Raw genomic sequence first — 13,708 nt, forward strand, 5'->3', positions numbered from 1 at the left:
GCGGCCTCGCCAGCGATGAGCGGCTTATACGCACCACCCCACCAAACCGTCAACACCAAAATCAAAGAAAAATGGATGAGGTGGAAAAAATCGTAAATCGCTGGATTTTCGTCGCTTTTTCCGTTGCGGAAAGCAGAGCCGCTCGCTCAGAGGCTGTAACCGGCCTCTATTTCCGACGCTTCGCCGATGCGGCGAACGGCGCCGCGTGTAATCAGCACATGAAACGGCATGACCGCTGCCAGATACGCTCGCCCGAGGACGTTATGGGGGCGAACCCAGGTGGACATCAGCATGTCCGTGCCTTCTCGGTAGAAGGTGATCCGGAAATCGAGATGCCGATCGTCGAAGCCGAGGACCAGTTCATTGTCCCGCTCATAACGCACCGGGAACATGCCGAAGCGGTCCGCCGGGTTGCCGTGCTCGATATCCGTCTTCAGACCGAATGGCCTGACGAGCGCATTGCGAAGATGGAGAAGCGCCCTCGCCCATGCCGGAACCGCAAAGCCGATAGCGGCAGCCTGCCGAACACTGAGTTGCGAACGAACGCGATAGGCGTCGATGAAGTCGGTGCTTTTCAGACGCGGTTGTATGTGAGCGGCCTCGGGAAGTTGCGTGCGAGATATTCTCGAGTGGCTCATTACGGCGGGACCGGGTGTCGTTGCGGTATCGACAGAAAAGCGCGCTGAAAAGAAAACCGCAACCCGATGACGCGTCATTCGGCATTTAGCGCGAACGAGCGCGCATGCAGGCCAGCCGGAACCAAGGAGATGAGAAGGAGAAGAAGTGGTGCGGTCGAGAAGACTCGAACTTCCACGGGTTGCCCCACAGCGACCTCAACGCTGCGCGTCTACCAATTCCGCCACGACCGCACTTGCCCGACCAACCCTTGCGGCCCGGCAGGCGGCGATGTAGCAAACTCATATCGACCACACAAGCCTGTCGGACGCGCTTTTTCGCGGGCTTCGGTTTGCAGAAGATCAACATCTTATACTTTGCCGGACAACGATATGAGACGCGACGAGATCACGGTCGATTTCCGGCCCCGGCAATCTGCCGACCCCATAGCCTGGCGCACCCAGCCCGGGCTGACCGACTATGACGTCGCCGTCGCCCGAATGGAGGCACTCGCCTCCGACATTGCCGAAGGCCGGGCCGCCGAGGAAATCTGGCTTGTCGAACACCCGCCTCTGTTCACCGCCGGAACGAGCGCCAGAAACGAGGACCTGATCTGGGCCGACCGTTTTCCGGTCTATCCATCTGCGCGCGGCGGCCAGTACACCTATCATGGACCGGGACAGCGCGTTGCCTATGTCATGCTCGACCTGAAACGCCGGCGCGCGGACGTTCGCGCTTTCGTTGCAGCGCTGGAGCAGTGGATAATCGCGACCCTGGCCGAGTTCGGCCTTCGGGGTGAGCGACGGGACGACCGGGTCGGCGTGTGGATCGTGCGGCCGGATAAGCCGCCTATGGCTGCCGGCGCACCGGCGGAAGACAAAATCGCCGCCATTGGAATTCGCCTGCGGAAATGGGTCTCGTTTCATGGCATTGCCATCAATGTCGAACCGGACCTGACACATTATGCGGGGATCAACCCTTGCGGCATCCAGGAGCACGGCGTCACCAGCCTGGTCGATCTGGGCCTGCCGGTCACAATGCCCGATCTCGATCGGGCACTTGAAGCAACCTGTGGTGAACTGTTCGGACCGATAACGCATGTAGCGCCCTGCCCTGTCGAAGAAGGGATGCAGAGAGACCGGAACGTGGACGCATGACAACGCCGACGATCTGGGTCGATGCCGATGCGTGTCCGGTCCGCGGCGAGATCGAACGGGTTGCGGAGCGTTATGCGCTGAGGGTGATCTATGTGGCGGCTTCGGGCCTTCGACCGTCGCGCTACGAATTTGCGTCGATCAAGCTGGTCGGCGGCGGGTTCGACGAGGCCGACGATCACATTGCCGAACATATTGCGGCCAACGATCTTTGCATCACGGCGGACATGCCACTCGCGGCGCGATGCGTGGAGCGCGATGCTCTGGCTCTGACACCGAAAGGCCGCCTGCTTGATGCGGCAAATGTGGGCGGCGCGCTGGCGGCGCGCAACCTTGGTCAGCACCTTCGCGAGGCCAATCAGGCCCAGACATACAATGCCCCGTTCGGCAAGGCCGACCGGTCGCGATTTCTGCAGGTGCTGGACCGCGCGATACGACGGCTCCAGTCGTCATCGTAAGGACGCGCTACGAACGATCTACGGGCCAAATGCAGAAAATCCCGGTATTGTGCGGTTTTCCGTGTATAAGCCGTGAACAATGACGGAACGCGCTCGCATCGGACGAATCGGAATGCGAGACTTTTGGTGATTCGAGGACCATGTCGGAACGGAAACAAGCCATGGAAGGCGCTAAAGACCTTTTCAGCGGTGGGAGCGCCAGCGCCCAGGAACGCCGGTCGCAGGCGATCCGGGTTCCGAAGCAGGACAACGCGCCCCAGAAACCGGCAAAGGCGCCGATCGTTCCGTCCGATGGAGTCGAGGGCTATTCCGCCGCCGATATCGATGTATTGGAAGGCCTGGAGCCGGTTCGCCGCCGTCCCGGCATGTATATTGGCGGCACGGACGCAAAAGCCCTCCATCATCTCTTCGCAGAAGTCATCGACAACTCCATGGACGAGGCCGTTGCCGGCCACGCCAGTTGGATCGAAGTGGAACTGGAAACGTCGGGCCACCTGAACGTGACCGACAATGGTCGCGGCATTCCGGTGGATCCGCATCCAAAATTCCCGGATAAGAGCGCCCTCGAAGTCATCATGACGACGCTACATGCGGGCGGCAAGTTCGACAGCAAGGTCTACGAGACGTCCGGCGGGCTCCATGGCGTCGGTATCAGCGTAGTGAACGCTCTTTCCGACGATTTGACCGTCGAGATCGCACGGGGACGCCGCCTTTACCGCCAGCACTACTCCAAGGGTCTGCCGCAAGGCGGAATAGAGGATCTCGGTCCGGTTCAAAACCGGAGGGGTACGAGGCAGCGCTTTCACCCCGATCCGGAAATCTTCGGCAAGACCGCCCGCTTCGATCCCGATCGGCTGTACCGCATGGCGCGCTCCAAGGCCTATCTGTTCGGCGGCGTGGAGATTCGCTGGAAGTGCGATCCTGAACTTCTGGATGAGAAGAGCCTCGCAAGTGAAGCGGAGAGTTTTCATTTTCCGAATGGATTGAAGGATTACCTAGCCGCATCGATTGGCAAGGACCGGCAGATCACGACCGAAATCTTCGCCGGTCTGAGCGAAAAGAAGAGCGGCCATGGACGTGTCGAATGGGCCGTGACATGGCACGGCGGCGATGGCTTTTTGCAATCCTACTGCAACACTGTTCCGACAGCCGAAGGCGGCACGCACGAAGCGGGCATGCGCGCGGCTTTGTCCAAAGGTCTTCGCGCCTATGCGGAACTGACCGGCAACAAGCGGGCGGCCATCGTCACCAATGACGACGTGATGCTGAGCGCTGCCGGCATGTTATCCGTCTTTATCCGTGAACCGGAGTTCGTCGGCCAGACAAAGGATCGCCTGTCGACCGTCGAAGCCAGCCGAATCGTGGAAAACGCGGTTCGTGACGCTTTCGATCATTGGCTCACGGCATCGCCGGCACAGGCCGACCGCCTGCTCGAATGGGTGATCGACCGCGCCGAAGAGCGGCTACGGCGGAAGAAAGAGCGGGAAGTCAGCCGCAAGAGCGCGGTGCGTAAGTTGCGCCTGCCCGGAAAACTCGCCGATTGTTCGCAGAACGCGGCGGCGGGCGCGGAACTCTTCATCGTCGAGGGCGACAGCGCCGGCGGCTCCGCCAAGCAAGCCCGTAACCGCACCAACCAGGCAATTTTGCCCTTGCGGGGTAAAATCTTGAACGTCGCCTCCGCCGGACGCGACAAGACCACGAACAGCCAGCTCATTCAGGATCTGATTCTGGCGCTGGGCTGCGGTACAGGTGCAAAATACCGCGATGACGATCTACGCTACGAACGGATCATCATCATGACCGACGCGGATGTCGATGGCGCGCATATTGCATCGCTTCTGATCACCTTCTTCTATCAGGAAATGCCCGACCTCATCCGCAACGGACATCTTTACCTCGCAGTACCGCCGCTCTATCGCCTGAGCCAAGGCAGCAAGACCTTCTATGCCCGCGACGATGCGCATCGGGCCGAACTGATGGAGACGGTCTTCAAAGGTCGCGGCAAGATTGACGTCGGCCGCTTCAAGGGTCTTGGCGAAATGATGCCCAATCAGTTGAAGGAAACGACGATGAACCCGGCGACGCGGACATTGCTGCGTGTCGCGATCGAGTCGGAAGCGGACGCCACCCGTTCCACCGTCGATGCGCTGATGGGAACGAAACCAGAGGCGCGGTTCCGGTTCATTCAGGACAACGCTGCCTTCGCGTCCGAAGAAATGCTGGACGTTTGACGGCAGTCGAAGTCTTGCGGTCCGCCCCCGATCGGATGGTCGTCACTTTTCGCAGGGCGGAGCTGTAAGCGGCTCCAGTTCCACCAGTTTCTGATGGATGGTGAAATCACCGTAATCCATGCGGAAATCGCGGGTGATACCGTTGTCGTAGAGATCGAAAGACAGGCGAAAAACCGGCTCGTCCTCGCCCCCAGTCGGCACGGCAACATCGTAATAAGACATCGAAACCGGCCAGTAGGGCCGGTTCGCCAACTCCCCAAGGGGGGTGGCGGAGTCGTTTTCCTCGCCTGCTTTTTCAGGCTCGCCGATTACGACATTGGTCAGAAGGACCTTGTCGCCATTCTCCGTGCCGTCGAAGACCTTGGTTGCGTAGATGCGCTCGCCATCGGCCGCCCGCCGCAATAGATCCTGCAAATGGGCGACCGGAAAAAGCGCATCCGGCAGTTCGATGGTTTTGCGATCGGGCAGAGAAAGGATCACTTCCAACATTTCGCCATTCGAGTGATATTCCGCCTCCCCCTTCACCTCCTTGTCGAGCCGATTGTCGGTAAAGGACTGCGTGGCGAACGAGAAACTGCCGCTCTCAGTCTTTTCCAAAGTCGTGACGCGCTGGTCTATGACCTGCTGACCGGCCTCGCTACGAAACGAGGCGACCGAGCGGAAGCGGACGGCATAACCTTTGCAATCATTACCGAGGAACTCGTAGACCATGCGGCCATCCACTCCCGTCAGGCCGGAGCGCTCGCTCGCTTCGAGCAGTTCCATGTCGTAGACGGCCCTGTGAGAGGCCAGTTCCGCCGCATCCGATATGACCGGTGCGATCGATCCCACGAGGGCAAGAGCGATGGCGCGGTTGAGAATCATGGTCGGCGGTCCTTTTCTACCCTATAGCTGGCCCTAGGCTCGCTTTGAACCGAAATTGAGGAACCATGACCAACCAGATCGAATCACGCCTGGCTGACGCCGGGGTCGAACTTCCCGTACCCGGTGCTCCGGTCGCCAATTATCTTGCTGCCGTTCGTACGGGCGATACGCTTTACATCTCCGGTCAGCTACCCATGCAGGACGGCAAGGTTGCGGAGACAGGTCTGCTGACCGGCGATGGCGATGTCGAGCGCGGCAAGCGCGCCGCGCGCTATTGTGCTGTCAACATTCTAGCCCAGGCCAAAGCGGCGCTTGGAGGGTTCGACGAGATCGAACGTCTTTTGAAGATCGGCGTGTTCGTTGCCTCGTCGCCCGATTTCACCAGCCAGCATCTGGTGGCGAACGGCGCGTCGGACTTTCTTGTCGAGATGCTCGGCGAAACAATCGGCAAACATGCCCGCGCGGCGGTCGGCGTACCGGCCCTGCCCCTTGGCGCCGCCGTCGAGATCGATGCCATTTTCGCGCTCAAGAACGATCGCTGATCGGTGCCGCCGCGCTCTGAGTTCATTGTTGAGCGGCCCATCGCTCATCGTGGTCTGCACGATCGCGAAGCCGGACGACCGGAAAATACGCTCGGCGCAGCGAAGGCTGCGCTCGACGCGGGTTACGCGATCGAGTGCGATGTGCGGTTATCGGCCGATGGCGAAGCCATGGTCTTCCACGACGAAAAGCTGGAGCGTTTGACCGGGCAGGTCGGGGATTTTGCCAACCTCGCCATGCGCGAAGCGCATGCGCTATCAGTCCATGATTCGGACGAACGGATTCCGACTCTGGTCGATTTCATCGCCCTTATCGACGGGAAGGTTCCGCTTGTGATCGAACTGAAAGGCGATGGCGGCGGCGCGGACCATCTAGCGCTAGCCGTTGCGAAGGTCTTGGATGCTTCTGCGCTGAACATCGCCGTGATGAGCTTTTCGCACCGGCAGATTGGTCAGTTGCGAAAGCTTCTACCAGATCGTCCCGTCGGTTTGGTCGCGACCGGATGCGCACCCAGAGACCTGGACGAGCACCGGCAGATGATCGATATCGTCGATTTCGTTTCATTTAATGTCGATGAACTCGACAATGCCTTCTGCGCCGAAACGCGCGAGCGAGAACTTCCGCTGATCTGCTGGACGGTTCGATCGCCCGAACAGGCCGAACGGGCCTATCGCCAGTGCGATCAGATCACTTTTGAAGGGTTCCACCCCTGACGATCCCGGACCATGACCCCATATTTGCGGCATGAGGGACAATCCACCGACAAAGAAGAAGGAGGAGACTGGTGCGGCCACGCTCCGGCTGGTCGAAGGCATGGCAGCCTTCACCGAGGGGGAATGGGCCAACCTCACCGGCACCCGCCGGGGCGAATCGGACTACAACCCCTTCTCTTCTCACGCCTTTCTATCGTCGCTGGAAGATAGCGGCTGCGTCAACGGCAACACGGGATGGCTGCCACGTCATCTTCGGCTGGAGACCGCCGATGGCGCTCTGCTCGGCGCGGTGCCGACCTATGTGAAAGGTCACAGCCAAGGCGAATATGTCTTCGACCATGGATGGGCCGATGCTTTGGAACGCGCCGGCGGCCGTTATTATCCCAAGCTTCAAAGCTGCTATCCATTCACGCCCGCAACCGGCCCTCGTCTGCTGACGAAGCGAACGACGCCTGAAATTCGACCGCTTCTCGCGCAGGGACTGCGTTCCGCCTGCGATCAAATCGGCTTGTCCTCGGCGCATGTCACGTTTCTGGAGGCTGGCGATCAGGCTCAGCTTGTGGAAGCGGGATTTCTCGAACGGGAGGATATCCAGTTTCATTTTCCCAATCGCGGCTATGAGACCTACGATGACTTTCTGGCGACACTGGTCTCGCGCAAGCGCAAGGCGCTGCGCCGCGAACGGCGCGAGGCGCTAGCGAACGGCATAGAGATCGAATGGTTGACCGGCACCGATCTGACGGAAGAGGTCTGGGACGATTTTCACGCTTTCTATATGGATACCGGCAGTCGCAAATGGGGCCAGCCCTATCTGAACCGCGCCTTCTGGTCGCTGATCGGCGAGCGGATGAGCGATGATATACTGCTTGTCGTCGCGCGGCGGGACGGCAGGCGAATCGCCGGCGCGATCAATTTCATCGGTTCTGACACGCTGTTCGGCCGTCACTGGGGCTGCGTGGAAGATCACCCCTTCCTGCATTTCGAACTCTGCTACCACCAGGCCATCGATTACGCGATTCAACATGGCCTGAAGACCGTGGAGGCGGGTGCACAGGGCGAACACAAATTGCAGCGCGGCTACATGCCCGTCCTTACCCGCTCAGCGCATTATCTGCGGCATGAGGGTCTGCGCCAGGCCGTCGCCGGTTTTCTGGAGGCCGAACGGCAGGACGAAGCGGCGATCGCCGCGTTATTGGCGCAGCATTCCCCTTATAGAGAAGATGCGGCACCGGGCCGGCTTGCGCCAGATCTATAAAGACGCGTATCGCGTTAGATAAACGCTTTACAGAATGAAGGAAGTCCGCCGTGCCCGATACCACCCACGCCTATGATGACAGCAACATCTTCGCACGGATTCTGCGCGGCGAACTGCCAGCCCATCGAGTTTACGAGGACGAACGCTGCATCGTCATCATGGATGTGATGCCAAGCGCCGACGGCCATTGCCTGGTCGTGCCGAAAGAACCGGCACGTAACCTGCTCGATGCGGACCCATCGGTTCTGGCGCATCTGATCGGCGTCGTGCAGAAAATGGCGCGCGCTGTAAAAACGGCGTTCGATGCCGATGGCGTCCGCATATCGCAGTTCAACGAGGAAGCGGCCGGGCAGACGGTGATGCATCTGCACATCCACGTGATCCCGATGAAGGAAGGCGAATCCTTGCGCCGCCACGCCGGTGAAATGGCCGATGATGAGCTACTGGGGAGCCATGCAGAGCGCCTCCGCAGCGCGCTGGACCACAACTGACCGAGACCGGTCTTCGAAAGAAAAAGCCCGGCATTGCTGCCGGGCTTTTCTTGTTGGCGCCACCTTTTCGAACAAAGCGATTATACGTCCGAATCCGAAGCGGTTTCTTCCGCCGGGCTGTCATCGGCATTCTTCTTCGGCTTCACGGGCGTATCGTCCGGGATGCTCTCGAGGGTCAGCCCCTTCTTTCCGTCCGTTTTGGTCTCGATGGAGACCTTCACCGTACCGCCATGCTTCAGCTTGCCGAACAGCACCTCTTCGGCCAACGGCTTCTTGATATGCTCCTGAATGACCCGGCCGAGCGGGCGCGCGCCCATTTTCTGGTCGTAACCCTTGTCGGCCAGCCATTCGATGGCGTCCGGCGTCAGTTCGAAGGTCACGCCGCGCTCGGTCAGCTGCGCCTCGAGTTGCATGACGAACTTCTCCACCACGCGATGGATGACCGGGACCGGCAGCGGACCGAACGGAATAATTGCATCCAGACGGTTGCGGAACTCGGGCGTGAAGAGGCGCGTAATGGCTTCTTCATCCTCGCCCGTGCGCCGCGACGATCCAAAGCCGATGGCGGCCTTGCTCATTTCCGAGGCGCCGGCATTCGTTGTCATGATGAGAACGACATTCCGGAAATCGATCTTCTTGCCGTTATGATCGGTGAGCGAGCCGTGATCCATGACCTGCAGCAGAATGTTGAACAGGTCCGGATGCGCCTTCTCGATCTCGTCGAGCAGCAGCACACAGTGCGGATGCTGATCCACGCCGTCAGTCAGAAGGCCGCCCTGGTCGAACCCGACATAGCCGGGAGGAGCGCCGATGAGGCGGCTGATCGTATGCCGCTCCATATATTCGCTCATGTCGAAGCGCAGCAGTTCCACGCCGAGTGACGATGCGAGTTGCTTGGCGACTTCCGTCTTGCCGACGCCGGTCGGACCGGAGAACAGGTAGGAGCCGATCGGCTTGTCCGGCTCACGCAGACCGGCGCGGGCCAGCTTGATGGAGCTTGCCAGCGACTCGATTGCCAGATCCTGACCGTAGACGACGGTCTTCAATTCCTTTTCGAGATTGGCCAAAACCGCTTCGTCGTCGGCGGAGACCGTCTTCGGCGGAATGCGGGCCATGGTCGCGATCGTCGCTTCGATCTGATCGACATCGATCGTCTTGGCGCGGTCGTCCTTGGCCAGCAATTTCTGCGCGGCGCCGGATTCGTCGATGACGTCGATGGCCTTGTCCGGCAGCTTGCGGTCGGTGATGTAGCGGCTGGACAATTCGACCGACGCCTTGATCGCCTCGTCCGTGTAGGCGACCTGATGGAAATCCTCGAAATAGGGTTTGAGGCCCCGCATGATGGCGATGGCGTCATCCAGCGTCGGTTCCACCACATCGATCTTCTGGAAGCGGCGAACCAGCGCCCGGTCCTTCTCGAAAAACTGGCGATATTCCTTGTAGGTCGTCGAGCCGATACAACGGATCGCACCGGACGACAGCGCCGGCTTCAAAAGGTTGGACGCATCCATCGCTCCACCGCTCGTCGCGCCGGCGCCGATCACCGTATGGATCTCGTCGATGAAGAGGATAGCGCCCGGGAACTCTTCCAGTTCTTTGACCACCTGCTTGAGGCGCTCCTCGAAGTCGCCGCGATAGCGTGTTCCGGCCAGCAGCGTGCCCATGTCGAGCGAGAACACCGTGTCGTCGGCAAGAACCTCCGGCACGTCGCCTTCGACGATCCGCTTGGCGAGCCCTTCAGCAATGGCCGTCTTGCCAACGCCAGGATCACCCACATAGAGCGGATTGTTCTTGGACCGCCGGCAAAGCACCTGAATGGTCCGGTCGATTTCCGATGTCCGCCCGATCAGCGGGTCGATCTTGCCGTCCTTCGCCTTCTCGTTGAGGTTGACGCAATAGGCCGTCAGCGCGTCCTGGCCCTTTTTGGCAGCGCTATCGTCTTCGCCATCGATCTCGGCGGCATCCTCGCTGGCGCCCTTGATGACGCGGCCACCCGATGCGCCCGGCTTCTTGGCAATGCCATGGCTGATGAAATTGACCGCGTCATAGCGCGTCATCTGTTGCTCCTGCAGGAAATAAGCCGCATGGCTTTCCCGCTCGGCGAAAATAGCGACGAGCACATTGGCACCTGATACCTCGTCACGCCCGGACGACTGGACGTGAATCACAGCGCGCTGGATGACCCGCTGGAAACCGGTGGTCGGTTTTGAATCTTCGTCATAGCCGGTGATGAGATTGTCCAGCTCGTTGTCGACATATTCGATGACCGTCTTGCGAAGATCCTCGATATCGACACCGCAGGCGCGCATGACGGCTGCGGCGTCCTGATCGTCGATCAACGCCAATAGAAGGTGTTCCAGTGTCGCATATTCGTGCTCGCGCTCATTGGCGTAAGTGAGCGCATCGTGAATGGCCTTTTCGAGGCTGTCAGAAAATGCCGGCATCTAATTCCTCACTTTTTCTCCATCACGCATTGCAGCGGATGTTGGTTTTGATGAGCGAAATCCATCACCTGCGTGACCTTTGTCTCGGCCACCTCGAAGGTGAAGATGCCGCACTCGCCCACACCCTGTGTGTGGACGTGTAACATCACACGCGTCGCCATCTCCCGGTCCATCTGGAAGAATCGCTCCAGCACGTGGATCACGAATTCCATGGGGGTGTAATCGTCATTCAGAAGAAGGACGCGGTATAGGCTGGGCCGTTTGGTCTTGGGTTTGGTGCGTGTGATGACCGCCGTACCACGGCCAGCATCATCGTCGCCCTTATCGGAGTTGTCCTCTGGGCCCAGATGAAGCGGACTGCCGATGAGAAGCCCTTGCGTCATGCCAGATGGTAATCCCTGTCGCTGTTTGCCATGGCAAATCAGATAGGTTTTTCGACGCTCAGTTTAAGCCCTCGCTCGCACCATTCAAGCGCCCTTGCGGCAAAGATCGCTTCGCACCGGCTCTGAATTCCGATGGGCAAACGAAAAAACACCCGCCAGATGACTGGCGGGTGTTCGATCTGCTCTTGCCCGCATGACGCGGGCGGATAATGCCGGTGAAGAATTAGCGAGCCTTGGCGACGGCTGTTTCGACCGGCTTGACCAGCTCCTTGGCCAGATCCTGATAAAGCGCGCCGAACTTCTTGCTCTCGGCAATGAAGTTCTCGTAAGCGGCCTTGGCATATTCGGTCTGCACTTCGACGGCGCCTTCGACGGACTTCTGCCCCATCAGCTTCTCGAAGAAGGAAGCGTTCATTTCCATCGACTTCTTGGCATAGTCAGCCGTTTCGGTGGCGATGGTCTGCATGGACTTCGACATGGCCGAAACGGTGGCAAGCTGGCTGTCCATAACGTCTTTGGAAGCGGCGTTGAGCTGTTCGATATTCTGGTACATGGTGTTCCTCATTTTCGTTCATCGTGTCTGGACGACCCCGTCCCCGATCACTTGCAAAACAATTTATTGTGCAGTGCACAAAATGTCAAGTGCGACGCACAAAATTTTACGCAGGGTCAGTGTCCCCGATTGGGACAGCTTCGACATTTTGAGGTTTTGCTTAAACGTTTTCGAAAGGACACCGCGCCTATCAACATAGGATGACAAAGGATGGCCTGTCCCCGTTCCCCGTCGTGTTGGCCGTCGCCCTATGGTATGTTGTACAGGTGTAGTCTTGCGTTTTCCGTCCCCCAACCGCCCCCTTTCTGTTCGTCTATCATTGTTGACCGGTGCTCTGGCCGCTTCGTTTCTTTCTGGAACAGCGACCGCCCACGCCGCTAAATATGCCGGCATCGTCATGGATGCGAAAACCGGCAAGACCCTCTATTCGCACCAGGCGGATTCGTTGCGCTATCCGGCTTCGCTAACGAAGATGATGACGCTCTACATCACCTTCGAGGCGATGCGGTCGGGTAAGATCGACAAGAACAGCGAAATCCCGATGAGCGCGCATTGCTCGCGTCGTCCGCCGACGAAGATCGGCATTCGCCCCGGCCGCTCGATCAAGGTGGAGCCGGCCATTCTTTCGCTCGTCACCAAGAGCGCGAACGACGTATCCTGCGCCATTGCCGAATATTTCTCGGGCAGTGAAACACGCTTCGGTAAGGTCATGACAGCCAAGGCGCGTGGCCTCGGCATGTCGAAGACGGTCTTCCGCAATCCGCACGGGCTGCCGGATGGCAAGCAGGTGACGACGGCTCGGGATATGGCGCGGCTCGGCATCGCGCTGCGCGAGCACTTTCCTGAATATTACGACTATTTTTCCGCACGCAGCTTCTCCTACCGTAAAACCCGCTACGGCAACCACAACAAGCTGCTCGGTCGCGTGCGCGGTGTCGATGGCATCAAGACCGGTTACACACGTGCCTCGGGCTTCAATCTGGTTTCCAGCGTCAGGACCGATGGCCGATCCATCGTCGCTGTCGTGATGGGCGGACGCACCGGCGCATCGCGCAACGCACAGATGAAGAAACTGATCGCGGAGTACCTGCCCAAGGCCTCACGCCGTGGAGCGGGTAATCTGATCGCACGCGCGGCGCCGGCTGGCGTTCAATATGGCATGACCATCGCGTCGATCGACCCCTCGGACTTGCCGCTGCCGATGCCCAGCCCCGCCTTCCGCCAACCGCAGACCATTACCCAGTCCAACGCAGTGGTTGCTGTCGCCGCTGCACCGAAGCTGCCCCCAGCGCCCGTTTCGGCCTACGCTCCGGTTGCCGCGCCGCGGCCGCAGAAAATCATCGCTTCGCATACGCCGCCGCAGCCCGTCGCGAAGATCGATACGATCAAGACCTCATCCACTGTCGCAAGTCCCGGCCAGTGGGTCGTGCAGGTCGCTTCCGTCGGCAGCCCACAGCAGGCGACCAGCATGATCGACGAGATGCAGCAAAAGGCGTCTTCCCTGCTCGGTCGGCGTCAGGGCTTCACGGTCCCCTTCGTCAAGGATGGCACCGAATATCATCGCGTGCGCTTTGCCGGTTTCTCTGGAAAGTCGGACGCCTGGTCGGTCTGCAAGGGGCTGAAGCGTCAGAAGATCGCATGTTACGCGGTCCAGCAGTAAGGACGAACGAGAGTTTAAGCAGGGCGCAGCCCTCCCGGTTTGGTATTCAGTCGAAGGAGATCGCATCGATGAAGATGCAGCATGCACAAAGCAATCGTTCCGCACCGGCATCGGACGGCGCAAGCGATACTTTGCCCCAGAAGACCGGGGCGATTCATCCGCTTCGCCGCGCCGCGCGCCACTTGGCCGAGGTGGGCGCAGGCAAGAGTCGCACCCGCGAGATTGTTGGCGTGCTCATGACACATGCGGCCCGCTCGCGCCGTGTCGCTCTGCCGGCAACGTCCATAAGGCTGAGGGTGCACGGTCCGATGGGCCGATCTGCCATAGGACTGCGCGTCTGATCCGTC

At 59.8% G+C, this 13,708-nt stretch carries 12 protein-coding genes, 1 tRNA gene and 2 pseudogenes; 9 read left to right on the forward strand and 6 right to left on the reverse strand.

What is annotated here, in order from left to right; translation table 11 throughout:
• Window positions 1–146: 146 nt before the first annotated feature.
• Window positions 147–638: a DUF2867 domain-containing protein gene (locus B7H23_RS08145; protein WP_094076969.1), complete on the reverse strand. Its 492-nt coding sequence runs from the start codon at window positions 636–638 to the stop codon at window positions 147–149.
• 146 nt (window positions 639–784) lie between these two features.
• Window positions 785–869, reverse strand: a tRNA-Leu gene (locus B7H23_RS08150).
• A gap of 138 nt (window positions 870–1,007) precedes the next feature.
• On the opposite strand from B7H23_RS08150, the gene lipB reads away from it, so the two are divergent.
• From lipB to parE, 3 genes and pseudogenes are all read left to right on the forward strand, one after another.
• Window positions 1,008–1,772 (forward strand): lipoyl(octanoyl) transferase LipB, encoded by a 765-nt coding sequence (lipB, locus tag B7H23_RS08155; protein ID WP_094076970.1) that lies wholly within the window; start codon window positions 1,008–1,010, stop codon window positions 1,770–1,772.
• Window positions 1,769–2,227: a YaiI/YqxD family protein gene (locus B7H23_RS08160; RefSeq protein ID WP_094076971.1), complete on the forward strand. Its 459-nt coding sequence runs from the start codon at window positions 1,769–1,771 to the stop codon at window positions 2,225–2,227. The genes lipB and B7H23_RS08160 overlap by 4 nt, the downstream gene beginning before the upstream one ends.
• Before the next feature lie 263 nt (window positions 2,228–2,490).
• A pseudogene (gene parE, locus B7H23_RS08165) lies at window positions 2,491–4,458 on the forward strand (DNA topoisomerase IV subunit B); the annotation flags it as partial.
• A gap of 42 nt (window positions 4,459–4,500) precedes the next feature.
• On the opposite strand, the gene B7H23_RS08170 reads toward parE, so the two are convergent.
• The gene (locus tag B7H23_RS08170) at window positions 4,501–5,322 is read right to left on the reverse strand and encodes a cell envelope integrity EipB family protein (RefSeq protein WP_094076972.1); all 822 of its coding nucleotides are present in this window, start codon (window positions 5,320–5,322) and stop codon (window positions 4,501–4,503) included.
• Window positions 5,323–5,387: 65 nt separating this feature from the next.
• Here B7H23_RS08170 and B7H23_RS08175 point away from each other — a divergent pair, with 65 nt between their 5' ends.
• The 4 genes from B7H23_RS08175 to B7H23_RS08190 are packed head-to-tail and all read left to right on the forward strand — an operon-like array spanning window position 5,388 to window position 8,321.
• Window positions 5,388–5,864 carry a RidA family protein gene (locus tag B7H23_RS08175; RefSeq protein ID WP_094076973.1) on the forward strand — a complete coding sequence of 159 codons (477 nt, stop codon included), beginning with the start codon at window positions 5,388–5,390 and terminating at the stop codon, window positions 5,862–5,864.
• Between the two features lie 3 nt (window positions 5,865–5,867).
• The gene (locus tag B7H23_RS08180; RefSeq protein ID WP_094076974.1) at window positions 5,868–6,575 is read left to right on the forward strand and encodes a glycerophosphodiester phosphodiesterase family protein; all 708 of its coding nucleotides are present in this window, start codon (window positions 5,868–5,870) and stop codon (window positions 6,573–6,575) included.
• A gap of 31 nt (window positions 6,576–6,606) precedes the next feature.
• Window positions 6,607–7,830, forward strand: a complete 1,224-nt coding sequence (locus B7H23_RS08185) for a GNAT family N-acetyltransferase (RefSeq protein ID WP_094076975.1) — start codon at window positions 6,607–6,609, stop codon at window positions 7,828–7,830.
• A gap of 50 nt (window positions 7,831–7,880) precedes the next feature.
• Complete coding sequence (locus B7H23_RS08190) at window positions 7,881–8,321, forward strand: HIT family protein (RefSeq protein ID WP_094076976.1); 441 nt, start codon at window positions 7,881–7,883, stop codon at window positions 8,319–8,321.
• 104 nt (window positions 8,322–8,425) lie between these two features.
• Here B7H23_RS08190 and clpA read toward each other — a convergent pair.
• The 3 genes and pseudogenes from clpA to B7H23_RS08205 form a co-directional block, all read right to left on the reverse strand.
• Window positions 8,426–10,765: pseudogene (gene clpA, locus B7H23_RS08195) on the reverse strand (ATP-dependent Clp protease ATP-binding subunit ClpA); the annotation flags it as partial.
• A gap of 8 nt (window positions 10,766–10,773) precedes the next feature.
• Window positions 10,774–11,148 carry an ATP-dependent Clp protease adapter ClpS gene (gene clpS / locus B7H23_RS08200; RefSeq protein WP_094076978.1) on the reverse strand — a complete coding sequence of 125 codons (375 nt, stop codon included), beginning with the start codon at window positions 11,146–11,148 and terminating at the stop codon, window positions 10,774–10,776.
• Window positions 11,149–11,371: 223 nt separating this feature from the next.
• On the reverse strand, window positions 11,372–11,701 hold the full coding sequence (locus tag B7H23_RS08205; RefSeq protein WP_094076979.1) for a phasin family protein: 330 nt from the start codon (window positions 11,699–11,701) through the stop codon (window positions 11,372–11,374).
• A gap of 250 nt (window positions 11,702–11,951) precedes the next feature.
• On the opposite strand from B7H23_RS08205, the gene B7H23_RS08210 reads away from it, so the two are divergent.
• Window positions 11,952–13,361, forward strand: coding sequence for a D-alanyl-D-alanine carboxypeptidase (locus B7H23_RS08210; protein ID WP_094076980.1), 1,410 nt, complete (start codon window positions 11,952–11,954; stop codon window positions 13,359–13,361).
• Window positions 13,362–13,429: 68 nt separating this feature from the next.
• The gene (locus B7H23_RS16020) at window positions 13,430–13,702 is read left to right on the forward strand and encodes a hypothetical protein (protein WP_094076981.1); all 273 of its coding nucleotides are present in this window, start codon (window positions 13,430–13,432) and stop codon (window positions 13,700–13,702) included.
• The last annotated feature ends 6 nt before the right edge of the window (window positions 13,703–13,708 follow it).

The organism is Notoacmeibacter marinus (assembly GCF_002238045.1).
In the GTDB taxonomy this organism is placed as follows: domain Bacteria; phylum Pseudomonadota; class Alphaproteobacteria; order Rhizobiales; family Rhizobiaceae; genus Notoacmeibacter; species Notoacmeibacter marinus.